Below are 25,425 nucleotides of genomic sequence, written 5' to 3'. Positions count from 1 at the left end.
TTGGTGCATCCGCACTCGCTAAAAAAAGCCGACAATCAAGTCGGCTTTTTGCTGCGTATTTTATCAGGCGTTGCTTAGTGAGCGAGATGCAAAAACGCCGCACCGCGTACGCCACCAGAATCACCGTGCTGTGCTTTCATCAGCATCGGTGGTTTTGCCGCGGACAAAAGGTGATGAGGAAGACGCTTGGGCAATTCGTGATAAATTTCATCAAAGTTAGACAAACCACCGCCTAGTACCACCATATCGGGATCAAACGCGGTTAACAGCCCACCAAAGCACATCGCCAACACATCAAAAAAGCGGTCAACAAACGCAACGGCATTCGTTTCGCCTAACCGGTATTGCTCGATAATCTCCACTGCAGATAGCGGCGCGTAATAATGAGCATAAAGTTGTTCAAACCCGCGTCCTGACAAGTAGTTATCGAGACAACCTTGATTACCACACCCACAGGCGAACATGGGTGGTTTATCTCCCAAGCGTAGCCAGGCATCAATAGGCATGCGCATATGACCCACTTCACCGGCCATTTGGTTTTTACCGTTGACCACCTTACCGTTAATCACCAAGCCACCACCAAACCCGGTACCCAGAATCAAACCAAGCACGGTTTTCGCTTCTTTGGCTTGCTCATCCCACGCTTCCGATAGCGCGAAGCAATTGGCGTCATTACTCACCCGCACCTCGCGACCGACGCGCGCTTCTAAATCCGCTCGCAAGTACATACCGTTTGCTGCTGGCACATTCACGGTTAACACCGTGCCGTCTGCCGCTTCTGATCCGGGAATGCCAATACCCACTGTCCCCTTTTCGCCGAACGTCGCGTCGTACTTTTCGACCAGCATGGCAAGGGTATCAATCAGGGCTGCGTAATCCTTAGTCGGTGTCGCATAGCGCTCAGTTGCTACACGATTGAGTTGTTTATCGAAGGCGCCAAATTCAATTTTGGTTCCGCCCACATCAAAGCCGTAATACATGGCCCAGCCACCTTTGTGTGTCGTTATTTATACAAATTATTATTCAGCAAACGGTCATAAATGTCCGTGAGCCGCAACATATTTCGTTACTTTAGAACAAGATATTTTATCCCGCGTAAGATGTTTGGTCACGCATCGTCATAAACTGGGTTAACGCATCTCCCTCAGGTAAGGTTTTTTGTCGCTTCCCAGCAATATAACGTTCGCGAAAGACATCAAACCACTGGCTTAAATGCACCGCGGCTCGGTGGTCACCCGCGTTTTCGAGCACGTGCACTGCCACTTCTGCGGTCGCTAATTGGTTCTCTCCGTGTGCGTCACGGACTTGATAGCGTGATAATGCCTCAGGTTGAATACTCAAAACCGGAAAACGATCAAGCCAAGGGCTTTTTCTAAAGATTTTCTTCGCTTCTCGCCATGTGCCATCAATGATCACAAATAACGGACGTTTACCGCTAGGATGAGGCTTTGGGGAAGAAACAACGCGAGACGGCTCAGCATATTGGGCAGGAAACACAATATAAGGCTGGTAAGCGGGATTGGCTAATCGCGTCAGCATCTCAGGATCTGGCTCAGTACGCGACCAAATATACGCCGAGGTATCAGGGATACAGTCAGCAATGAGTCGCCCCGTGTTACTCGGCTTGAGAACTTCATCATCATACATGATCAACATAAACGCGGCGTTAGTCTCACACTGGCGACGGTATTCACACACACAATAGTGGCGAACTAGCATGCATTGGGTACAACGTTGAACACCTGCACCTCGGGCAAGATAAGGTCGTGTGGCGCGAGCAAGACGCCTCTCGTATAAGCGGTGAATGGCATGGGAAGGGGTTGCGTCAGACATAAGGCAAGCAGGCAATAACGGTAAAGGCACCTATTATACGCAAAGTAAAATGAGATGCAGTGCGGAAAGAGGTTGTGCTGACAGGAAAAGAGCCCAGTCAACACTGAGCTCTGTGGCATGTAGTGATCTTTTTTTTAGCGCAGTTCAACCATAGCGCCATCAAACAAATTTTTGACGAGTGCAATGTACTCTTCCAAAAAGCCCACTTGTTCTGCCGTAACAGGTTGCTCCCAGCGTCCCGCGAGTACTTCTTCCATGTCTTCTACCACACGGTCAGCTTCTTTCAGGATGGTAAAGCGCAACGCTGACGAAAGGCCAGGATTCTGCTCGCATATAGTCATAATATTGGATGCGACCAAATCATGGACGATATCGGCAATCGTATCATCGCCAATGGCTTCGCCCGGTTGCTCAAACACAGAGAGATTAAACGCAAAATGCTCGATCAGTGCTTGATACCCGTCTGAGTCTACTACCATGATTACTTGTCCTTAGACTGTTCTAATGTCGCTATTGTATCGCGATCGTCAAGTGTATGCGCCTTTTGCGCACGAAATTAGAAAGCTAGTCACGCTTCTTCGTACACCGCTTAACGCTATGTATACTATAAGATAGCATTGTGTATAGCACGCCATGCGACCACGTCGAACCGACACGTCGTCAAATTCGTGAGCTAGGCAAGCATACAACCACAATCCGTGTTGAGGCACAAGCTCATACAAAGGACTGAACGCCAGTGCAACTATCAGCAGTATAGCTGGGGGTTGGCAAAGATGCAGAGGCCTCAATGGCAACAAGCCGGGATGATCCCGTCGCTATTCACGCACAAGGATGTAGGAAACACGCATGACAGCTAACCGTGCCCGCCCATTTAGTAAAAGTATTGTCAGCAAAATCGGGCTGATCATGACCTTTATCACCCTGATGGTGCTCGGCCTCTCTGTATCCAGTTACGTGATGCAAGAGCGCGTTAATCGGGATGTTGAGCAAGCCACGAACCAAGAAATCCCCAGTGCCATTATTACCATGACCTTGCTGCGGGCGGCGGGTGAAATGAATGCCAGCATGCTCAAATATGTCATGGGGCGTCATGAATCATTGGCCGTGTTTCTTGAAAACCAACAAGAATTCGAGAACCAACTAGACAAGCTGGCACGGATCAAACCAAGTGGCCACCAGCGGCTTGCGGAAATTCGTCATCTGTATGAAAGATTTCAACGTAAAGCTCATCAGAAAGTACTAACCGAGTTTGACCCCGTTGCTGAGCAATGGGCTCGCAAGCAAGTATTACGTTTATCGATTGATGTGGTCCGCCCGATCGATAGCCTCGTCGCCGAATTAAAAGCCGCTCAAGAGCTGACGCAACCCGACAACGTCGCGATTTTACAATACCTTGATGAGCTCGTGGATGAAAACGGCGACATGCTCACCGAGCTCAACCAATACCTCGATGGCCAAGAAACCAGTCGTCGCGACTTCACTGACGACATGGCAACATTCGAGCGCTACCTATCACTGGCGAAGTTCGAGCTCAATGATCCCTTGTCTCTGAACAAACTGGAATTAATTTCTCAGCACTTTACCAGCCTGAAGCGCAGTGGCATTGCCATTTTCAATAACTATCAACCTCGCGCCAAAATAGAAGCTATGAAGGCGGTGCGAACGCTCAGTGATCAGGAATATCAAGCGCTAGAAAATGCGCTTTCTGGCTTTGCACGCGAAACGGGTATGGTTGTCAGCAGCTCAATGGTTGATTTGCAAGATATTCTTCATTCCAATCAGCTTAATCTTGGTTATTTGCTGCTATTTATTTTGTTTGTGAGCGGTGCCATGTATGTGTATATCTACCGCACATTCACACAACCTATCGTCAACCTGGCCGATACCATGCAAAGCTTGGTGAAAGGCGATATGACGCCCCCGCTCAGTGACTACCAAGAACGCACCGATGAGGTTGGTAAAATCGCGCATGGTTTAGTGATATTCCGTGCGCATATCATCTCTCGCAACCAAGCACGAGAACAGCTGATGCGAGAAAAAGAGCGCGCAGAAAGTGCCTCGCGCGCGAAGGCTCAATTTCTCGCCACCATGAGCCATGAAATTCGTACGCCAATGAATGGCGTCATCGGTATGATTGATATGTTACGCCGTTCACCGCTCTCACCGTCGCAACACAGTCTGATTGCAACAGTGCGAGAATCGGCATTATCGCTGTTGTCGATTATTAACGATATTCTTGATTTTTCTCGCACGGAGGCGGGCAAGCTCCAGTTTGAGCGCGTCACCTTTTCGCTCTCGGAGACGGTCGAACAAGTCATGGACACGGTGAGCCACCATGCCAACAAGCGAAACGTGACGCTGTCACTATTTATCGATCCGCGCCTTCCTGATCAGCTGATTGGGGACCCCAACCGCCTTAAACAAGTTCTGTATAACTTGGTTGGTAATGCGGTGAAGTTTTCCGGCGGAAAGTCGACCCTGACAGGGAAAGTCGATGTCTGGATCATGCCTCAGCCTGCCTCTTCACCGGATAAAACCAAGCTCGATATCGAAATCACCGACAATGGAATTGGTATTAGCCAAGAGAAACTCGAAACCATTTTTCAGCCATTCAATCAGGCTGAATCATCCACCACCCGCGAGTACGGGGGTTCCGGTCTCGGACTGGCGATTTGCAAGAATATTGTTGACCTGCTCGGCGGCGTGATCCGCGTGCACAGTGAGGAAGGGAAAGGCACACAGTTTCGTGTCGAGCTGGAGTACACGATCAATCCCCTGTCAGAAAAAACTAAACCCGCCATTGCCACAGAATCGAGCGCGCCACTGTGGGTTTTTATTGATTTACCCGCCGGAGCGTTGCGCACCGCCATTACCGCTTATTTAAAACACTTAGATATCAAACACCGAGTGACACACAATAAAACGCTCACACCGCTTGATGCGCATCCCAGCTCAACTCAAACGGATAACACCCACTTCGTTATCATCACCCAAGACCCAGAAACGGTATTAAATGATAGCCAACTTCACCAATATACTTTCGCCCATGTGATTGCACTGCGACATACCCTCTCCTTGGCTCGTCACCAAGATAAGCGTGTAGTGGAACTGTTCGCCTCACCATTGACCTATCGTCGACTGGTGCACGGTCTTCGTGTCTGCTTAGGGCTAGAAAGCCCCGATGTCAGTATGCTCGGTGAATATAGTGACGAACTATCACTGTCAGCCCCACTCAAAACCGGACGGGGTCGAATTTTAGTCGTCGAAGATAACCCCACTAACCAGCAAGTGCTGATCCAGCAGCTTAGTTATCTCGGATTCGATGTACTGATGGCAGAAGATGGTGAACATGCCCTGAGTGTTTACCAACAGCATGAGGTGGATTTGGTGCTCACCGATTGCCACATGCCCAAAATGGATGGTTACGATCTCACCGCGGCACTAAGAAAACGACAGCAAGGCGGTCAACGCATTCCAATCATAGCCATTACCGCCAACGCCCTAAGCGGTGAAGACACCCGCTGTTTTCAAGCAGGGATGGACGATTACATCACCAAACCCATTGAGCTCGACGCGCTCAACGAGACCTTACAAAAGTGGTTGAACGACGACAATGCGCTTGCCGCTTTCACCTCAGGCGTCCCTGTCTTAGACGATATGCACACCATGCCCGAGGCAGAACAAACAGCCGAGCATCTCGTCCTAGACGCCAGCGTGATCACGCGACTGTATGCTGGGCAACAGGATGCTTACCAAGACATCATCGCCGTTTTTAAAACACGCAGCCTGCCCTGCCTACATGAGCTTGTACAACACACACCACCGTTTCACGACTGGGCAGCATTAAAAGACGCCGCGCACAAACAAAAATCCGCGGCAGGCAGTATCGGGGCGCAAGAAACGTATCACTATTGCATAGCGGCAGAAAAAGCGGCGGCCGCACACGATAGCGCTGGATTGGATACAGCGCTTCGCCAACTCAATCAAGCACTACCTCGCCTCGAGGCAGCCATTGCGCAAATTCTGGACGGGTCGAAATAGCGGTATCAGCGGCGGATGACGAGGGATAACGTGATCCCATATCCGGATATCGGTAAAAGCGGTGTACAAATTGCGCAATCCAGTGCCACACTGAGTAAGAGACAGTTAAACAACTACGGTAGTGAATAATGAGAAAAACCAAGGTCGTCACCTCCGAGGACATATTACTTAAGCTTTGTCAGTCAGCCACCGCTGTGTTGACCAAGGCCACCAATTCGCCGGTTCATCACGCCGCGATGGTACAAAAAATTGCCAAAACCAGTTTAAAGCCTGATTTAGGCTGCTTTGTTTTATTTGATGGCGGCTTCTCTGGCCTTGTCGTCATCAACTTCTCCTCTGCTGCGGCAATGGAGATCTACAACAACTATATGCAGCACATGGGGATCCCCGCCGAAGAGCTTGCAAGTTTGCACACATCCGATGAAGTCGGTGACGTACTTGGCGAGTTGATGAACCAAATCATTGGTGACTTCACAGGGAAAATTAAACGCTCGATTCAAACCTCTATCACTCAGAATCAGCCGAAGATGATGGCGGTGAACAAAAACCTCACGGTATCCGTGGATAGCAACATTGATAAGCCACAAGCGCGCCGTGTGAGCTTTACCACCGAAAACAACCACATTTTCTACCTAGAGCTGGCGATGGAGCGGACTGAATTCATCCAGTTACAAGACTTTGAAGAAGGTGAAGAGGTCAATCCAGACGCGATTCTCGAAGAAGAAACCGTCCGTCAGCTGGAGAAGAAACCCACCGAGAAAAAAGGGACGGGTGGCGGTAATAACGACCTACTCGACGAACTAGGGATCTAATCGCTCCCCTTTGAACCTTGGCCCCCCAACCATTAACGTCGCCATAGTTAGTGGTTGGGAAGACTCACTCTCGCCTTGTAAGGCCTGCAACTAATTTTACTTAATAAAATAAATGCGCCTCTTATTGCGCAACCTCAATGTATTAACTTTCTTTTTGCATCCTATCGCAATCTTCGTTTGATTAACGTCACACAGAAAGAATGAATCTCAATCAAAATCTCGCCATTTTTTAATCGTTTACCTCATTAAATACGTCAGTTATTTTTAGTAGGTGAATAATTCTGCATCGTATAGACTGCGCCACAAAATCATAAGGCTGGCAAAAGATCAGTCAAAACCCTACTGGGCACCCTGCCCACTCCATTATCATTCGTGAAAAAAGGTCGATTCATGAGTCCTGAACACTACCTACTCGATTGGCAAACTAGCCAAAACCACTCTGAAACCATGTATCCGCTGCTCAGCCAGCTTTATCGCCAAAAAGGGGTCGAAATCCAACTGTTTGGCCGTCAACTGATCAACGCCAGTACCATTGATATTATCAAAGCGCACCGAGTCGCCCGCCGTTACACCGGAGGCACCTTAGCACCCAGTCAAACCTTGCCTTTAATTGAAGTGATGGCGGAAATGGATCTCGCGCCAAGTAAAATCGATGTCGGCCAACTGGCTTGGACGTACTGGCAATCTAATGACAACCAAGACGGCATCGCTGATTTTCTGCACAGTCAATTAGGCCATTTAGTGGGAACGGGCAACAGTGTTGAGCCTAAAGATGTCGTTTTATATGGCTTTGGCCGCATTGGGCGTTTGTTAGCACGACTGTTAGTGGAGAAAAGCGGTCCCGGCTATCCATTACGTTTACGCGCTATTGTTGTGCGTGGTGGACGCGAAGGCGATCTAGAAAAACGTGCCAGTTTATTACGTCGTGACTCGGTTCATGGCCCATTCAACGGCAGTATCACCGTTGACGAAGACCGCAGTGCGTTAATCGCAAATGGCAACTTTATTCAGGTGATCTACGCCAACAGCCCAGCGGATGTGGATTATACCCAGTACGGCATTCATAATGCATTAGTGGTCGACAACACGGGAATGTGGCGCGACGAAGAAGGGTTGAGCCAACACCTGAAAAGCAAGGGCGCCCAAAAGGTCTTGCTCACCGCACCGGGCAAAGGCGATATCAAAAACGTGGTATTCGGCGTCAACGATAACGTTATCCACGACGATGATAAGATTATCTCAGCGGCCAGCTGTACTACCAATGCGATCACGCCAGTGCTTAAAGCCATGCACGACAAATTTGGCATTGATGGTGGCCATATCGAGACGGTGCACTCATTCACCAACGACCAAAACCTGATTGATAACTATCACAAAGGGGATCGCCGTGGTCGCTCAGCATCCTTGAATATGGTGCTCACCTCGACCGGTGCCGCCAGTGCGGTCGCGAAAGCGTTGCCTGCGTTAAAAGGTAAGCTCACGGGGAATTCTGTACGCGTTCCTACTCCAAACGTTTCGATGGCAATTGCCAATTTGAATTTGGATAACGCAACAAGCAAAGATGAGATCAATGCTTACCTTCAAGATGTTGCCTTGTATTCGCCGCTATCCGGCCAAATCGACTTTACCCAATCTACTGAGCTGGTTTCTAGCGATCTGATCGGTTCTCGCTTTGCGGGTGTGGTTGATAGCCAAGCAACTATCGCGGATGGAAACCGTTGCGTCCTGTATATCTGGTACGACAATGAATTTGGCTATAGCTGCCAAGTGGTTCATTGCATGGAGAAAATGATGGGCGTTCGCTATCCATTGGTCCCTGAACCCGCAAGCCTGTAATCAGGTGTAGAGCATAAAAAAAGGCCCGAATGGGCCTTTTTTGCTAAGCAGAGAGCAAACTATGACTGCTTTGCAGCCGTCAGCGGCGATGGCTGACTGACAGGTTTGATCAACGCGTAAACAATCCCTGTGACTAACGTACCCGCGGCGATGGCAGCCAAGTACATAAACACGGGGGTGATTGCATTGGGAATAAGCAGTACAAATAATCCACCATGAGGCGCCATTAATTTTGCGCCAATCAGCATCGAAATTGCACCAGTCAACGCGCCCCCAGCAATACACGCCGGAATAACTCGCATTGGGTCTTTAGCCGCAAAAGGGATCGCCCCCTCAGAGATAAAGCACAGCCCCAGCACAAACGAGGCTTTACCCGCTTCTTGCTCAGCATCGTTAAACTTACGTTTCGCCAGAAATGTTGCCAGTCCCATACCCAGCGCCGGCACCATACCTGCGGCCATGATCGCTGCCATTGGCATATAGGTACCACTGTCGATCAAACCCACACCAAAGGTGTATGCGGCTTTGTTCACAGGACCACCCAAGTCGAAGCACATCATCGCACCCAGCAATACACCCAAGATCACTGCGTTGGTTGAGTTCATTCCTTGCAAGAAGGTGGTTAAGCTATCCATCGCCACCGAAATAGGGCCACCCACCACATAGATCATGACCAAGCCCGTGAATAAGCTTGCCACCAATGGGATCACTAAAATGGGCTTGAGGGCTTCCATGGTTGCAGGCAGTTGCACTTTATCAGCAACAAACTTGGCACTGTAACCGGCGATAAAGCCCGCCAGAATCCCGCCAAGAAACCCTGCGCCTGTTGAGGCTGCGAGCATACCGCCAATAAGGCCGGGAGCAAGACCGGGACGATCCGCGATAGAAAAAGCAATAAAACCGGCGAGGACAGGCACCATCAGGGCAAACGCACTGCCACCGCCAATTTGCATTAATGCGGCAGCCAATGTGCCTTCTTCTTTAAATGCTTCAATGCCGAACACAAATGACAGTGCAATGGCCAAACCGCCCGCGACCACGAGTGGCAACATGTGCGACACCCCAGTCATCAAGTGTTTATACACCCCCGTCCGCTCACCTTGGCTAGCAGTCGCTTGTCCGTTGGTGTGCTTTTTAGCGGCGTGGTAGACCTCAGCATTGGCGACCGCATCATCAAGGCTTTGAGCGGCTTTTTTCAACGCGACGCCTGTGCTGGTTCGATATAATCGCTTCCCATCAAAGCGACTTAAATCAACCTCAATGTCTGCGGCAATAAACACCACATCCGCATCAGCGATTTCTTGGTCAGTCAGCGCATTTTTTGCCCCCACCGAGCCCCGTGTTTCAATTTTAACGCTGTAGCCTTTTGCTTTGGCGGCCTCTTCAATCGCCTCTGCCGCCATAAATGTATGGGCAACCCCGGTCGGACATGCGGTGATGCCGACAATACGCATGGATTGATTCGCCTCAGGCTCCTCTGACGCTTGATAAACCTCAGCGTGAGATGACACCGCATCGAGAACCGCTTGCGCATTGTCCATCACATCACTTAATGATGCCTGATAAACCGGCTTACCGTTAAAACGTGCCGTCTGCGCCGGTGAACCGACGAGCAAAATACGCTCCGCGTCAGCGATCGCTTCAGACGAGACCGGTGTTGGCGCCTTAATGCTCGATTGACATTCGATGGTTGCTTGCCAGCCTCGCTCACCGACTGCTTTTTCAAGCAATCCTGCTGCGATAACTGTGTTAGCGACGCCACTTGGGCACGCCGTCACAATGACCAGTTTCATACCTTTTACCCCACTCTTGGATTGTTTATTCGGCGTGTGCGGACATAGTGACCGGTGACACGCTAATTTTTTCTATCATTTGATAAACACGGTCGAGATCAGAGACACCGACACCCACTTGGGTGACCGCCAGCGCAGATAGCGCGACCGCTCGACGAAGTACCGTCGCTTTTTCTTCACCGGCTTGGCATCCCCATACCAAACCGGCAACCAGTGAATCTCCCGCGCCAACGGTACTGACGACCTCTTGCGCAGGTGCAACGGCCTGCAGCCAACCTTGATGGTTGCGCCACAGCACACCATCTACGCCACGAGAAATCACCACATTGGCAATCCCTTGTTGGAATAGTTGTTCACCACGCGCTAACAAGGTATCGAGTTCATTACTGATTGGCGCGTTCAAGCACTGAGCAAGCTCAGCTTCATTGGGTTTCACAAGCCAAGGCTTGGCGGACACCGCAGCACGCAGCGCATGTTGGCTGGTATCTACAACCACCTGCTTACCGGCCTCGGTGAGAGCCTGAACCCAGTCACTGAGCTGATCAGCATTGACGCCTGGCGGTAAGCTACCGGCCAGTACAATCCAGTCATGCCCATCAGCTAATTCCAATAAGGTATGCGTAAGCGCCTCAATATCGCGCCCTTCCACTGCCATTCCCGGAAAGTTGAGATCCGTGACACGACCGTCTTTTTCTACCAGTTTGACATTTGTTCGACTCACGCCCGGTACGCGTAAAAAGCGATCGCAAATGCCATGCTCAACAAATAAGTGCGCAAAGGGGTCTTGATTTTCCTCACCCAAAAAGCCAGATACCGTCACTTGGGCGCCCAAATCAGCCAACACCCGCGCCACATTCACGCCTTTTCCTGCAGGATGTAGGTTGTACTTTTGCACTAAGTTGACATCGCCAGCTTGCAAGATACCAAGCGCTCCCGTCATATCGAGAGCAGGATTAAAGGTCACGGTTAAGATTGTACTCATGCGTGTTCTCCTAAGCCTTGACGAATAGCTTCACCCAAGGCGGCTATCGCCTCCTGCGCATCACTCCCTTGGGCGGTAAACTGAAGCTGATGGCCATGCTTTACTCCCAGGGCAATGACTTTCATCAAGCTCTTCGCGTTGACGGCAGCCGATTGGGTGGACGCATTGGCCACTTGAATATCCGCGCTGAATTTTTTAGCGGTGTTCACCAACATGGCACCAGGTCGCGCATGTAGGCCATGTGCATTGGTAATGGTAAATAGCCCAGATTCACCCTCAATCTTCGCCGCGGGTGCTGGTGGCTGCACAGTCTCTACGTCAGCGGCATCCGGATGCATAACCGCCGACACAAGCGCGTCAGGTGATTGGTTGATAAGGCTGTTCAATTTACCCTCTGCTTTGAGTTGGGTCAGCTTGGCGAGCAGGGCCATATGCGCGTCATTCTTCGCCGCAAAACACCACAAAGCATGGGCGACATGCTCACCCATATTCAATGGCTCAGAAGGCATGACTAACGACACCCCAGTGTGAGACACGCCATTTGCAATGCCCAACACCCAATGCCCCTCGCCCAAATGAACAGGCGTTGCGGCAATCAGATGACTAACGCCTGAGGTATCTAGGCATCCGCTATTTTTCAAAAGTCCCGCGCCAGCTGCTTGCAGTGTGGTGATATCTCGCGCTGGGAAACCACTTAAAATCATATCTGGGGTAAACGTAAAACCCTGATTATTGTCCTTCGTGCCACCATTGAGGAGTGCCAATATAGCGTCTGCGCTCTCAATACGTTTCAACTGCGCTTCAATACCGTCTTGTGATAACACGTGGGTCAATTGGCGTAGGATTGTCAGGTGCTCATCTGACTTCGCCGCAATACCGATGGCAAGATAAGCGGTTTCACCGTCTCCCCAGTCCACGCCCTGTGGGAAGTGACACATTTGCACGCCCGTTTGTTTCACTTGATCACGGGTGTCTGTAGTGCCATGCGGGATCGCAATACCATTGCCTAAATAGGTGCTCGTTTGCGCTTCTCGCGCCAACATACCCGCTTGATAACCGGGCGCGACCAATCCTTTGTCAATCAGTCGCGTGGCCATAGCTTTGATCGCCTCTTCTTTCGAGGCGGCAGACTGCTGTAAATAGATATCTTGTGCTGTTAGTGCGAGCATGAGGTTAATCCTCTTCGTTTGTGCGCCTTGCGCACGCAATATATTGGGCTCATTACAATCACCGCATCGCAGCAACTGCATGGTAAATCGTAGAAGGTGAGCCAGACGGATGCCTGCATCATCGACCCACATTCTGTTCAATCCTTGAAGACGCGAGATGGTTCGTATCACTCAACTCACGCCAAGCTGAATCGTTTCAGCTTTTGGTTGCAGTCAGACCTCAAGCGTGTTGCCTTCGGGTCTATTTATCGCAACGTTGAATCCGGTCTAACGCTTTGCCGTCCTGTGTTTGGCAAATATGTGATAAAAGTAGTGTCATACAGAACAGCTGAAACCTTTCAGCTTTAAGGCTGAATCGTTTTAGCATATAATGCAAACATAATCTCGATCGGATGTGTGCAAACTTTGATCACATTCACAAAGCCATCAATAACGATTGGCCTGATACTGGATCCTTTCTATGAAGCTCGATGAGATAGCACGCCTTGCCGGCGTGTCACGCACCACGGCCAGCTACGTGATTAACGGAAAAGCCGATCGTTATCGGATCAGCGCTAAGACCCGGGAACGGGTGATGGCGGTTGTTGACCAACATAACTATCAACCCAACCGTGCCGCAACCGCCCTACGAGCAGGAACAACACGCACCCTCGGATTGGTGGTTCCTGATCTTGCCAACAGCAGTTATGCCCTCTTGGCCAAATTGCTAGAGCGCAAAGCCCATGACCAAGGCTACCAAGTGATTATCACCGGCTCGGATGATGATCCTCAGCGCGAGCAAACCGTTGCCACTACATTGATTTCTCGAAAGATTGATGCGTTGATCGTCGCTTCGTGTTTGCCAGCGGACAATGCTTTCTATCCTGATGTGCAGCGAAAAGGCACACCTGTGGTGGCTATCGACCGACAACTAGATGCGACCCAGTTCGCCAATGTACTGAGTGATGATGCCAAAGGTGCGTATCAATTAACCGAGACACTTATTGCGCCTAGCGATGTGTATCAGGCGGGATTGATTGGTGCCGTCCCCTCTTTAGCCATCTCGCAAGAGCGTGAAAAAGGCTTTCGTAACGCATTGAAGGTCGGCAATGTGGACGGACAAGTGCGCTATGGCAACGCCTTTAGCCGCAGCGAAGGTCAACGGTTAATGACTGAATGGATAGACGCTGGCGATTTACCCGATGCCGTGCTTACTACCTCATTTACCCTATGTGAGGGTGTATTGGATGCAATCCGGCAAACAGGCATTGCGCCCACCGCCTTATACTTTGCCACATTCGGGGACAGTCGCATCTTGGACTTTTTACCCTTTGGGGTGCAGTCGCTTCCACAACAGTTTGATGCGATTAGCGATGCCGCGTTAAACCTCGCTATTTCAGCTGCTGAAGGCGACAACCAACCCGGCGTGATCACCGTCGATCGTCAACCGATTTGGCGCCCGCATCAAACCCAAGCTTGGATCGGTTTAAACTAATCATGCTCAGTAACCCGTGGCTTCCATAAAGCCACGGCCGCTCACGCTCCCTTCGACACGTACGGGTCCTTCCCAGTATGGGATGCTTAGCGCCATCCAACTATCTGGGTTTAGAGGCTGCGTGGTCACGTTGATCCCTTCATCGGGAATACGTATTTGCCAACCGACGGGCAGTGTTCGTTTATCGGAAAGTGTGGCGTGATTGACCGGCACCATGCGTATTGCATGTTTATCAAGTGATCGCACCTTGCCATCGGCCGAGGTCAAAGAGCCGAATACAAAGGGCTTTGGACCGCGGATCTGAGTCACCATCAGCGCGCGCCCATCGTCGAGATTCAAACCAAACCAATCCCATCCGGATTGGTCGTCGGCCATGGCACCGCTCGACCATTCTTTATCAAACCACCCTTTCCCTGTCACAGAAAAAGACTTGCCGTCGAGCGTCAAGGTGCCTGTAATGCGTAATTGGGGCACCGAGAAATAATAAGAGGCCGACGGTGCACTTTCATGACGAATGCTATACCCCTGCTCGCCCTGCTTCACTCTCAGACCACTGTCTTCAACCTGCAGAGCAAAGCCCACCTCGGTATTCTGTGCCTCAAATTGTGCTTCAACTGTTGCCGGAAAAGGATCGGCCTGACCTTGCCATTGCCAATCATCCAGCCACGCCTGAAATGGTGACAACGTCACGCCGGCTTGACCAATGCCACCGCGGGCAAACCGTTCCGCTTCCCACTGCTGGTCAGCGCGTGTTATCGCGACATGTGCCATATAGAGTTGTGGGCTTGACCAGCCAAGCGCCTGCTCGGCTCGAATCGCGCGGCGAAACAGAGTCCATTGCACGCCGTAGGTTTGGCCTTGGCTATCTTCCAGTGTGGCGGTTAAATACCACCACTCCGTGGCAAAGCCCGGATGGGCAGCCATATCTTTCGGGTATTCGGGATGATAGTCGGGGGTCACGGCTTGAAAACCAGACTGCTGGGCAAACACATCAAAGCCTGTCGATGCGCTGCTTTGGGGCGCAGGCTGGCGTCCCCACCAAATCAGACTTCCCAACGCGATGGCTACAATCATCACCAGCATGGAGCCAAACAGTTTGCGACTTAGTTTCATTTCACTCACTCCTTAACTCCTGCCGCTACTGCGCGTCACGCAAAGAGACGGCCGCAGTACGCTTCATCATGCGATAGACGGGCCAAGCACCAGCCACCATTAATGCAAGCATTGATAGCCCGATAGTGGTGGCATAGGTGAACGGGAAAAAGCTCATGGTCATCGTCCAACCAAAGGAAGCTTTGAGCACCACATGGATTAGCATCCCCGCCAGCAGTAGCCCTAACGGAATTGCGATCACAGCGCTGGCAACCCCGAGGATCACCAACTGCCCGCCTCCGAGCGCAATCAACTCGCGCCCCGACAAACCTAAACAACGCAACAAACTGTACTGACGCTGGCGAGACAATTCGGTGGCCAACGTAGAGAAAAACAGACCACTGATGGCAACAATCAGCATCAATACACACAGACTTTCGGTCACCGTAAACGTACGGTCGAAAATGCGCATCGCGTACTGCATGATATCGGCTTGGTTTTGAACTTGGCCGTTACTGAGTGAGAATGTCCGACGAATCTGGGCAATAAACAGGTCGCTTTCAACGCCTTGATCGAGGACAACCGCCATCGATGGCCTGCCAGCAGTTAACCAGCCTCCCACGTCACCGCGCGCAGAAACCACTAACTGACCGTAGGGGTTCCCGTAATCATAATAGACACCCGCAACTTGCCATCGCTCTCCCATCGGGGCGGGTAAGTTCACCATTTCACCCGCTTCCACACCGAATTTTGCAGCCAGCGACTCACTGAGTAATACGGCTCGTTGCTGATGGAGCTGCGACCAGTAATCCGGTTGGGCGTTCTTGATTGCCAATGCTTGTTTCTCGAGAGGGCGATTTCCAACCGAAAGGACTTCTAGTCGGCCTTGCGGCGCATCAAGCTCACGACGGTACGTTGTCCAAAACTGAGAGACATTGTCTTGCTTAACCAGCCAAGATTCCATGCGGGGCAATAGCTCATTACTAGGACGAACATACACATCCGCCGCGAGTCGCTGCTGTAGCCATGTTTCGGTGCTGGCTCGAAAGCTGCCCACCATGGTTTCCATGCCAATATGTGCCGACACCGCCAACATAAAGGCCATTGCCGCCACACCGCGATAGCTTAAACTGGCCGCCGCATCAGTAAAAAACCAACGCCAACGTGCGCCTTGGTGCCATTGCGCCAATAGATGAAATAAGCCGCCACACAAATAGGGTAAGACCAACGCGGCACTTAGCATCGTTAGCGCAATTAACGTGAAGCCTTGCCACTGGCTGCTAGGCCAATACGACGCGCCCCACGCAGCTACCGCAAGCAACAACGCCAATACCGCTTGTACCGAAAACTCACGGTGTGTTCCGCGTAATAAGGTCATCCGCTGCGATAAGCGACCCGAAGGCGTTTTTATTAAGCGGATGAGTGGCCAAGCCGACGCCATTGCAGCACCTAGCAAGGCTAACAGTACACTGTATAATCCCCACTGCCATTGCCAGTGCATGATCAAGTCAACTTCAGCACCATATAGGTCAGACAATGTCGTGGCGACCGCTGGAAGCAGTTGTTTAGCCAGCAATAACCCGAGCACATTCCCGCTGACCACACCCAGTATGACCCAGCCGACTAACTCAATTGCCATCACCAGTGACAACTGTCGACCGTCTACGCCTAATTGCCGTAAGCCGCCGACCAGTGGCTGACGCTGCGTCATTGAAAGAGAAATGGCTTGATAGAAAATAAACAACCCCACCACGAACGCGAGCAATCCCATCGCCAATAAATTGAGGTGAAATGCGTTGGTAAGTGGTCCTAACTGGGTGGTTTGGGTTTTCGCAAGTGTTAAAGCGGGGGGTAATAATTGGCGGATCTGCTCGCGCTCGGCCTGACTCAGTGCGCCACATAAGACTTCACTAATGCCGGCATGAGGAGACAAGGCACGCAATAGCGCCATATCCGCCACTAAGTAGGTGCCCATACTGAGCGCATCGTTATCGACAATACGCAACGGGCCAATCGCCGGATAATCTAGCAAGGGGATCATTTGTCCCGATTGCCACCCCTTGTGCGACGCCATCGCTTCCCCGACGTAAACGGGATAAGGTGGAGACATCGCATCGACGGGAGAAATGCCCTCACCGCCATCACCTTCGCTGAGCATGGGTAACATCGCGATCGTATCGACGCCCATCAGGTTGAGATTATCAAGTGACGGCGTCACAACTTGTAAACGCTCTATCGGCACACATTGGGTAAATCCCGCCCGACGTAAATCGATATAAAACGCTTGCGGTACGCGCTGCGTGCGTTGGGTATGATGGATGCTAAACGGATAGGGATTACTAAATAGCTTGGCCCCTTCTCGGTAGCTTTTTTGCGCGTGTTGGTTGATCGATAATACGCCCACCAACAAGGCGATACCTAAGGTAAGCCCCAGCCAAACGAGTAATATTTGAAAAGGATGGCGGCGATAATGCCCCCATAACGCATTAGCGACGGGCCCGAACACTGAGCACGCCCCCTTGCAGCATGACGCTACCTTGTAAGTAATTGGCAACAGTTTCACTGTGCGTAACCACCAACAGGCCCGCTTCTTGTTGGCGCGTTAATGTGGTAAGTAGCCGCATGACGGCATCCGCATTACGCTCATCGAGGCTTCCCGTTGGTTCATCAGCCAATAACAGCTTGGGTTCCATATATAGCGCGCGCGCAATCGCGGTGCGCTGTTGTTGCCCCCCCGAGGCTTCTTCGGGGTAACGATTCAACAACGGCATCAAATCAAGTTGGGAGACAATCTGACGCCACAGCGCTGCATCGTCTTTCAAGCCTTTAAGTTGACGGCAAAAACGGATGTTATCGGCAATGGTCAGGGTTGGAAGTAGGTTAAATTGCTGAAAAATAAGGCCGATATTCTGACGGCGAAATTGGGTACGCGCGCGCTCATTCATTTTATGAAGTGGTTTATCATCAAACCAGATTTCACCACTGTCGGCTTTGTCCAAGCCGGCAATCAGGTTAAGTAGCGTGCTTTTGCCCGACCCACTTTCCCCCATCAAGGCCAATTGATGGGTGGGAGAAATAGACAAAGCGGCACCTTGCAGCACGGGATGAAAATCACTTCCATCCTGATAGCCCTTACACAGCGCCTTAATTGCTAACATGCCAATCCGTACCCTTTAACGTCTAAATAGCAGCGATAAACGAGAAGTAAGTCACACTGTCTGAACGAATTCGCAATGTACCCCAATTAACACGCTGAGAAAAGGGCTAAAAACTGTGGGCAGCTTCCCATTATTATTTGATAACAAAATCAATTGCTGTCGCTAACCAAATGGTTCAGCCACACACCGGATTTAACACGGATGAGCGAGCCGACCCACTTTACCACCTCTTCGGTCGCCAATAAGGCGTAAACCCAATAGACCGGCCACTCAAACACGACTGCGGCTGCCAGCACCACAGGAATACCGATCAACCACTGGGCAACAAAATCTTGCCCTAAGCAGTAACGCACGTCACCACCCGCACGCAACACCCCGACGATCATTGCCATCGGAATGGTTTTTACCACGATAAGCGCGCACATTGCCCAATAAAAGTATGCGGTAATTTGCGCCGTTTCTCCGGTCAAGGCAGGGAAAAACCCTAGCACCCAAGGTTGAATAACTAACATCACCAGCGCAATGAATACGCCAGCAATAAAATTAAACACGCCCACTTGCCAAGCTTGTTGGTACGCAGTCTCGGTTTGCTTGGCGCCGAGATTATTCCCCACCAACACGGCGGCGGCATTGGCCGTGCCGATCAAAAACGACAAAGATAAGGATTCAACCGGCGTGATGACCGCGATGGCGGCAAGTCCGGCCTCATTCACATGTCCAATAATCGCGTGATAAACGAACAACCCGGACGACCACATTAAAAAGTTAAAGGCGGTGGGCAAGGACAATGCCAAGAAGCGCTTGACGGCTTTCAGTGTGAGGGACGAGACCCATTCCGCGCGCGAAAAGGCAACAAGATGTTGGCGCTGGTATAAGTACAGGTATAAAGCCAGCATTTCTACAATACCACTCAATGCGGTCGCGACTGCGGCACCTTTGGAGCCCATCTGAGGCGCCCCCCAGTGGCCAAAAATAAACACCCAGTTCAAGAGGATGTTAACGCTAATCCCCACGCCACTGAAAAACGTGCTGATCCCAGGCTTGTGCATGGCGCGCAAGCCAGCAGCTAACCCTGACACACTCGCTAGGCAAAAGAACGACAGTCCCGCGATTTGCAGATAATCTTTTCCTAACGCAATGACAGTAGGGTTGTCGCTGGCAACACTAATAATCGAATCTGCGTAGAGCCAAAAAATGAGTGCACTGAGTGCAGCAGTGGCATTGGTCAAGGTCACTGTGAGTGCAATTTTCTCGCGAAAGCCCTGCATATTGCCCGCACCCCAATACTGGGCAACCAGCATGGATCCGCCTGTCATCGCGCCAAAAATCAACAACGTTGAGACAAACATCGCTTTACCAGCGATACCAATCGCCGCAACATCAGCTTCACTCAACTGCCCCACCATCAAAATATCCACCAAGCTGCGGCTGGAAAACATCATGGTTTGCAGCGCAATGGGAATCGCAATTAACAGTAAACGCTTGAGAAAAACAGCATCAAAGAAAGGACGGGACAATGCAGACACAGGCGACTCCACGCAACAACGAGAATGGCCTTAGTGTACTTGCCTTTATATGAAGAAAAAACCGCCAACGGGCGGTTTGTATCGATTATTTTTAGGTTGTCTGTGCGGGCATCACCATCAAACTATCTGCTTGGTTTTGCGGCCAAATTAGATACTCTGCATGGTATTTAACAATTGACTTATAGGCAGTCACTTTCGTCGGAGCTAATCCTGCTTGATGCGCCCAATCAATAAAGATGTTTTCTGGACCTCGTACGTACACACTCAACGGCTTCACCAATACGCCCTCTGAGTCAAAAGCCGCTTGAGTCGCATCGGGACACACTGCCAATGAATGTTGCCCCTCCGAGATCACTCTCACTTTGCGGTCAATGGTAGCGTCAGTATGCACCATCCACTGCGCCGCTTTTGCCGCATCGATTAGCTGGCATAGCTGGGTATGCATCACGTTGTTAGCCGGCGCATTCACCGGGAACCAAGCTTGGTAAACCGATTGAATTTGACGAAATTCCGCTTCTAACGCCGCTTTGGTGCCCGCACTACGGGCACGCTGCACCCAACGTTGTAAATCGGCTTTCACACTATGATGAAAGCGCTGTTTTTTGGCCGCTTGTGCCACCCAACGTCCTAAAAACGCTTCTCGAGCAGCGGGAGCATCAACGAGTTTTCGCGCCGCAATAGCGGCTTCAATGTCTGCAAACGCGGTATTCACTACCGCCTGGATATGGGTCACGTAACTCATGGTTCTTTTCGCGCGAGTAACCAATAGAAAGCGGCAGAGAGTATCGCACAAATCGCGATAGCGCCAATCATCCCCCACGGCGTGCCATCAGAGACGACCGCTACCCCAGCCCCGACTAACGAGCCAATACCAAAGCGCATCGTCCCTGCCAACGACGATGCCGTACCGGCCATTTGGGGATAACAAGACAGTAAACAAGCCATGCTGTTACTGCCGATGGTCGAGATCACACCGACGTAGGTCATCACTGGGATCACGGTTCCCCAAAGACCAAGGTCTAACCACTGACAGACTGCGATCGCGATACCGGCAACCAGCTGAATCGCCAAGCCGAAACGCAACATCCAGTGAGAGCCCATTTTGCGCACCAGCCGACCATTCAAAAAGGTCATGATGATCAAGCAAACAATGTTAAGGCCAAACAGATAACCAAATGCCTTGGCACTGACGCCGTAATAGTCGATATAGACAAACGAGCCGGCGGTAAGAAACGAGAACATGCCAGCAAAAGAGAAGCCAGAGCAAAAGATCATACCGACCGCAAACGGCGTTTTCAGCATACGCGCATAGTTACGCAGCGAAGCACCGATACGCAGCGGCGGACGATGATTTTGGGGCAAGGTCTCGGGAATTTTCACCACAATACAGACCATCACAAAACACGCCCAGCCGGCCAATACCCAAAAAATCGCACGCCAATCGAACCACGTCAGCAAATAGCCGCCAATCATGGGAGCAGCAAGCGGTGCAATGGTCATCACCAAGGTGATAAATGACATGGTGCGTGCAAACTCTTCACGCTCGAACATATCACGCACCAAGGCTTGAATGATCACGGCGGCCGCGGCTCCAGCAAAGCCTTGGGTAGAGCGAGCCAGCATCAATACGTTGATGTCTTCGGCGAGCGCACTGACGACAGCGCAGATAAAAAACAGCATCACCCCGCCAAGCATTACCGGCTTGCGTCCATAGCTGTCGGAGATTGGTCCGTGAAAGAGCTGACCAATCGCAAATCCGGCCGTATATGCCACTAGGGTCGACTTCACTGCACTATTGGGTGCCCCCAAATCGCCAGCAATGGCTGGCATAGCAGGCAAGTACATATCGATGGCAAGTGGTGTCAGCGCCGCGATCGCGCCCAAAATGATAATCAAAAGCCAACTGAGTTGTGTCGGTGACGCCGTGACAGCCGATGATTGCGACATAACACTCCTTAACGTGAAAGACAGAGCAATAGGAAATAACGTGAAGTAGATCGAATTGTAACAGTTTATTGTTTCTGTGCGGGAAAGAATGTCTTTCTTTTTGTTGTTATTGCATAGCGCAATAAGCAACGGTATCCAGCGTATAATCTGGGCGCGAGCTATGTATCTCGCAACAAAAAACCGATTATTGACGGGAATATAAAGGAGTCTGGCTGACAGACTCCTGAAAAAGACACCCCATTTTTCATCACTGTGCGGATAGCGGAATGCCTAAGGCGTGCTTTTATTTGATAAACATGGCCACTTCATCAGCGGTCAATGGACGATATTCGCCCGGCTCAAGGGATTCGTCCAAGCATAACGGCCCAACAGACTCACGGTGCAATGCCTCAACACGGTTACCCACCGCAGCAAACATGCGCTTCACCTGATGGTACTTCCCTTCTTGAATAGTCAGCAGCACCTCGCACTCATCCACTTTTTCGAGCGTCGCTGGTAAGGTCTCTTCTTTTTCACCGCGTAACATAACCCCCTGCTCAAACTGAGCGGCGACATCATCGGTAAGTGGATCCGCTAGCCATACTCGATAGGTTTTATCGCATTTATGCTTGGGTGAAGTGATACGGTGTGACCACTGCCCATCGTCGGTTAACAACAACAAGCCTGTTGTGTCAGCGTCTAATCGGCCAGCGATATGCAGTTTTTCCGCATTCACTTCTTCTAAAAGCACAAATACCGTGGGGTTGAATGCATCTTCATGGGAACACACCACACCCGCGGGTTTGTGCATCATAAAGTAACGCGGCCCGGACAGCATCAGTCGCTGGCCTTCAAACTCAACCTCAGCATCGTCGGTGATTTTAACCGCGCCAGATTTGATTACCTCACCGTTGACGGTAATCACTTCACTTTTCAGAACGCGTGCGGCTTGCTTTCGCGTCACCCCTAAGGTCTCACATAAAAACTTATCTAATCGCATGTGACTGCTCGTTACACCTGTATTTGCGGCGATTATACGTCACATAGGCAGTAAGACACAGATCAAGTTTCAATGGATTGACCTGCATACTGAACGGCCGTGACATAAACTTGTCTCATGCTATCGCCAATCCACAAATTAGATGCAAGGCCTCACGCAGGCTTTTTATCGAGACGACGAGTCCGTCACATCGTGCCAATGCAACACGTTGTGGCGATTGAGCCTATTCAATGACTGGGTATGATACTGGCGTCTCTCGACTAATCAGTGATAAATAAGGTAACACTATGATTGTTTCTCTTCGCCAGCCGGACGCTAATGCTTTTGAAACGCTAATCGCCATGTCGCGGGCACAGCACGAGCATGAAGCGCTTCCCTTCGATCGCGAGCCTGTAGAAACGGCGTTTAAAACGCTACTCTCACAGCCAGAGCGTGGGGCTGTATTTCTGATTGATGTTGAGCATAATGGCGAGTGCGAGACCATTGGCTACTTGGTCTTGGTGTACAGCTTTAGCGTTGAAAATGGTGGCAGCGTGGGCGTGATTGATCAGTTTTTTATCGCACAAAACTGGCGGCGCCAAGGTGTCGGTTCCCAAGTGATCCCCTTAGTTGAAGCAACCGCCAAGCAGCATGACTGTGTCGCGGTGATCCTCGAGGTCAACATTGGTAATAAAGGTGCCCGCTTGTTTTATGAGCAATTTGATTACCAACCTCGCCGTCAGCACTGCATAATGTCAAAGCGCCTGTAAAGTCCTGTACCTCGCTCCATAAGTCAGTAAAATTAAACGGCCTCAAAAGGGCCGTTTTTTGTGGAAAAAATTCATCGTCAATCACCGCGAACCTCCAACACCTTTGGTGGTTTCCCCCACACAGAGAGTAACGTTGATTACTGATTATTATGTATACCCTTCGTCCGTATCAGTCTGACGCCGTCAAAGGTGTGCTTCATTATTTTCGTCGTCACAGCACGCCTGCCGTCGCCGTACTCCCCACCGGTGCTGGCAAAAGCTTGGTGATCGCAGAGCTTGCTCGCATCGCGAAAGGGCGCGTTCTCGTACTCGCCCATGTGAAAGAGCTCGTGGAACAAAATCATGCTAAGTATGAAGGATATGGGCTAACCGGAGGCATCTTCTCCGCAGGGCTGGGACGCAAAGAATCACACGAAAAAGTGGTGTTTGCCTCGGTACAATCGGTGGTACGCAACTTGGAAGCATTCGCGGATCAGTTTTCGCTGCTAGTTATCGACGAGTGCCACCGCGTGCCTGACAATCAAGATAGCAGTTATCGCCGTGTGATTAGCCATTTACAAAACGTGAATGCCGGATTAAAAGTGTTGGGACTCACCGCAACCCCCTATCGACTGGGCCAAGGCTGGATTTATCAGTATCACACCAGTGGAAAAGTCCGCACCACCGAAGCGCGCTTTTTTCGTGACTGTGTCTTCGAGCTGCCGATTAGCCATTTGCTCGATGAAGGATTTTTAACCCCCGCTCATGTGCTGGATGCACCCCTTCTCAGTTACGACTTTTCGCAAGTCTCTCGCACCGCCAACGGTTACTATCGTGAAGCCGATTTAGAGAAGGTCGTGGCCAATGCACCACGCGCGACGCCGCAAATCATTGAGCAAGTAATGTCCTATGCCAAGCAGCGTCAGGGCGTCATGATTTTTGCCGCAACCGTCAGCCACGCGAAGGAAGTGCTCGCCCTACTGCCGCCACACGAATCCGCCTTGATTATTGGTGATACACCCGGCCCTGAACGCGATGCGCTGATCCAAGCCTTTAAGCAAAAACAGCTCAAATTCTTGGTCAATGTCTCTGTTCTAACCACGGGGTTTGATGCCCCTCACGTCGATTTGATTGCCATTTTACGTCCAACCGAATCAGTGAGTTTGTATCAACAAATTGCTGGCCGTGGCTTGCGCCTTTCGCCCGGGAAAAAAGACTGTTTAATCCTCGATTATGCCGGTAACGTCTACGACTTGTATCAACCCGAAATCGGCATGCCAAAACCAGACAGCGACAGTGAACTCGTTACCGTCCCTTGTCCTGCGTGTGGATTTAATAACAGCTTTTGGGGGAAACTCGACGACAATGGCTTTTTGATTGAGCATTATGGCCGTCAATGCCAAGGGTACTTTGAAGACGACGACGGCGAACGCGAAATATGTGGTTACCGTTTTCGCGCCAAATTCTGCGATGAATGCGGTGCCGATAACGATATCGCCGCGCGGCGCTGCCATCAGTGTGACAAGCCATTGGTCGATCCGGATAAAAAGCTCCGTGAAGCACTTAAACTCAAAGACGCACTGGTGATGGCCTGTGTGGATCTGTCACTCACTGCAGGAAAAAACCGTTATCAAAAACCACAGTTGAAAGTGACCTATCACACCAGTGAGGGAACAGATCTTCATGAAATATGGCCGCTTGCAACTAAGAAACAAAAGCAGGATGTGCTAGCACGCTTTGTCCGCCCTCATTTGGTCGATAGACACCGTCCCTTTACCGATACGGCCGCAACCAAAATTGCAGCGGCACAACACAGGTTTCGGGCACCGGACTTTATCGTCGCGCGCAAGCAAGGACGTTTTTGGCACTTACGCCAAAAGATTTTTGATGTTGATGACTTTCTTTCTCAAGATCGCCTTGATGCACTGCTTGCCCAAAGTCGCGGTCAACAATTCGCTGACGCCGACCTTTAACGCATCGTGATTGCGCCATCATGCGCGTTATGGCTTGTTTTACCCCCCAAGCAGTGCTACTATCCGCGCTCGTTTTTGGGTA

At 50.8% G+C, this 25,425-nt stretch carries 19 protein-coding genes; 6 read left to right on the top strand and 13 right to left on the bottom strand.

What is annotated here, in order from left to right; genetic code table 11:
* Nucleotides 1-74 precede the first annotated feature (74 nt).
* From nagK to BGK46_RS08625, 3 genes are all read right to left on the bottom strand, one after another.
* On the bottom strand, nucleotides 75-980 hold the full coding sequence (nagK, locus tag BGK46_RS08635; RefSeq protein WP_069588531.1) for an N-acetylglucosamine kinase: 906 nt from the start codon (nucleotides 978-980) through the stop codon (nucleotides 75-77).
* A 106-nt stretch (nucleotides 981-1,086) separates the two neighbouring features.
* Nucleotides 1,087-1,833, bottom strand: coding sequence for a tRNA-uridine aminocarboxypropyltransferase (locus tag BGK46_RS08630; protein WP_069588529.1), 747 nt, complete (start codon nucleotides 1,831-1,833; stop codon nucleotides 1,087-1,089).
* A gap of 134 nt (nucleotides 1,834-1,967) precedes the next feature.
* Nucleotides 1,968-2,312, bottom strand: a complete 345-nt coding sequence (locus BGK46_RS08625) for a DUF3802 family protein (protein WP_069588527.1) — start codon at nucleotides 2,310-2,312, stop codon at nucleotides 1,968-1,970.
* A 367-nt stretch (nucleotides 2,313-2,679) separates the two neighbouring features.
* On the opposite strand from BGK46_RS08625, the gene BGK46_RS08620 reads away from it, so the two are divergent.
* The 3 genes from BGK46_RS08620 (at nucleotide 2,680) to BGK46_RS08610 (ending at nucleotide 8,522) form a co-directional block, all read left to right on the top strand.
* A complete protein-coding gene (locus BGK46_RS08620) occupies nucleotides 2,680-5,874 on the top strand; it encodes a hybrid sensor histidine kinase/response regulator (protein ID WP_069588525.1) in 3,195 nt (1,064 codons plus the stop codon).
* Nucleotides 5,875-6,002: 128 nt separating this feature from the next.
* Nucleotides 6,003-6,686: a DUF3334 family protein gene (locus tag BGK46_RS08615; RefSeq protein ID WP_069588523.1), complete on the top strand. Its 684-nt coding sequence runs from the start codon at nucleotides 6,003-6,005 to the stop codon at nucleotides 6,684-6,686.
* A gap of 390 nt (nucleotides 6,687-7,076) precedes the next feature.
* Entirely contained in the window at nucleotides 7,077-8,522 is a 1,446-nt protein-coding gene (locus BGK46_RS08610; protein WP_069588521.1) for a glyceraldehyde-3-phosphate dehydrogenase, read from the top strand.
* A gap of 59 nt (nucleotides 8,523-8,581) precedes the next feature.
* On the opposite strand, the gene fruA is transcribed toward BGK46_RS08610, so the two are convergent.
* Genes fruA through fruB form a run of 3 tightly spaced genes read right to left on the bottom strand, consistent with a single transcriptional unit; the run spans nucleotide 8,582 to nucleotide 12,466 of the window.
* Entirely contained in the window at nucleotides 8,582-10,315 is a 1,734-nt protein-coding gene (fruA, locus tag BGK46_RS08605) for a PTS fructose transporter subunit IIBC (protein WP_069588519.1), read from the bottom strand.
* A 25-nt stretch (nucleotides 10,316-10,340) separates the two neighbouring features.
* A complete protein-coding gene (gene pfkB / locus BGK46_RS08600) occupies nucleotides 10,341-11,297 on the bottom strand; it encodes a 1-phosphofructokinase (RefSeq protein ID WP_069588517.1) in 957 nt (318 codons plus the stop codon).
* The gene (gene fruB / locus BGK46_RS08595) at nucleotides 11,294-12,466 is read right to left on the bottom strand and encodes a fused PTS fructose transporter subunit IIA/HPr protein (protein ID WP_069588545.1); all 1,173 of its coding nucleotides are present in this window, start codon (nucleotides 12,464-12,466) and stop codon (nucleotides 11,294-11,296) included. The genes pfkB and fruB overlap by 4 nt, the downstream gene beginning before the upstream one ends.
* Before the next feature lie 460 nt (nucleotides 12,467-12,926).
* Here fruB and cra point away from each other — a divergent pair, with 460 nt between their 5' ends.
* Nucleotides 12,927-13,940: a catabolite repressor/activator gene (cra, locus tag BGK46_RS08590; RefSeq protein WP_069588515.1), complete on the top strand. Its 1,014-nt coding sequence runs from the start codon at nucleotides 12,927-12,929 to the stop codon at nucleotides 13,938-13,940.
* Between the two features lie 6 nt (nucleotides 13,941-13,946).
* Here cra and BGK46_RS08585 read toward each other — a convergent pair whose 3' ends face one another.
* The 7 genes from BGK46_RS08585 to rsuA form a co-directional block, all read right to left on the bottom strand.
* Entirely contained in the window at nucleotides 13,947-15,053 is a 1,107-nt protein-coding gene (locus tag BGK46_RS08585) for a lipocalin-like domain-containing protein (RefSeq protein ID WP_069588513.1), read from the bottom strand.
* Between the two features lie 25 nt (nucleotides 15,054-15,078).
* The gene (locus BGK46_RS08580) at nucleotides 15,079-17,538 is read right to left on the bottom strand and encodes an ABC transporter permease (protein WP_069588511.1); all 2,460 of its coding nucleotides are present in this window, start codon (nucleotides 17,536-17,538) and stop codon (nucleotides 15,079-15,081) included.
* Complete coding sequence (locus BGK46_RS08575) at nucleotides 17,519-18,190, bottom strand: ABC transporter ATP-binding protein (RefSeq protein WP_069588509.1); 672 nt, start codon at nucleotides 18,188-18,190, stop codon at nucleotides 17,519-17,521. The genes BGK46_RS08580 and BGK46_RS08575 overlap by 20 nt, the downstream gene beginning before the upstream one ends.
* A gap of 149 nt (nucleotides 18,191-18,339) precedes the next feature.
* Nucleotides 18,340-19,716 carry an MATE family efflux transporter gene (locus tag BGK46_RS08570; RefSeq protein ID WP_256388322.1) on the bottom strand — a complete coding sequence of 459 codons (1,377 nt, stop codon included), beginning with the start codon at nucleotides 19,714-19,716 and terminating at the stop codon, nucleotides 18,340-18,342.
* Nucleotides 19,717-19,807: 91 nt separating this feature from the next.
* Complete coding sequence (locus BGK46_RS08565) at nucleotides 19,808-20,458, bottom strand: DUF2913 family protein (RefSeq protein WP_069588505.1); 651 nt, start codon at nucleotides 20,456-20,458, stop codon at nucleotides 19,808-19,810.
* A complete protein-coding gene (locus BGK46_RS08560) occupies nucleotides 20,455-21,693 on the bottom strand; it encodes a Bcr/CflA family multidrug efflux MFS transporter (RefSeq protein WP_371440474.1) in 1,239 nt (412 codons plus the stop codon). The genes BGK46_RS08565 and BGK46_RS08560 overlap by 4 nt, the downstream gene beginning before the upstream one ends.
* A gap of 253 nt (nucleotides 21,694-21,946) precedes the next feature.
* The gene (gene rsuA, locus BGK46_RS08555; RefSeq protein WP_069588502.1) at nucleotides 21,947-22,642 is read right to left on the bottom strand and encodes a 16S rRNA pseudouridine(516) synthase RsuA; all 696 of its coding nucleotides are present in this window, start codon (nucleotides 22,640-22,642) and stop codon (nucleotides 21,947-21,949) included.
* A 287-nt stretch (nucleotides 22,643-22,929) separates the two neighbouring features.
* Between rsuA and BGK46_RS08550 the strand changes: the two genes are divergently transcribed.
* Complete coding sequence (locus BGK46_RS08550; RefSeq protein WP_069588500.1) at nucleotides 22,930-23,391, top strand: GNAT family N-acetyltransferase; 462 nt, start codon at nucleotides 22,930-22,932, stop codon at nucleotides 23,389-23,391.
* A 149-nt stretch (nucleotides 23,392-23,540) separates the two neighbouring features.
* A complete protein-coding gene (locus BGK46_RS08545) occupies nucleotides 23,541-25,343 on the top strand; it encodes a DEAD/DEAH box helicase (protein WP_069588498.1) in 1,803 nt (600 codons plus the stop codon).
* The last annotated feature ends 82 nt before the right edge of the window (nucleotides 25,344-25,425 follow it).

Source organism: Salinivibrio sp. SS2, from assembly GCF_001722075.1.
GTDB lineage: Bacteria > Pseudomonadota > Gammaproteobacteria > Enterobacterales > Vibrionaceae > Salinivibrio > Salinivibrio proteolyticus.
Note: the sequence above shows the minus strand (reverse complement) of the source record. Positions and strands in the feature narration are given on the sequence as shown.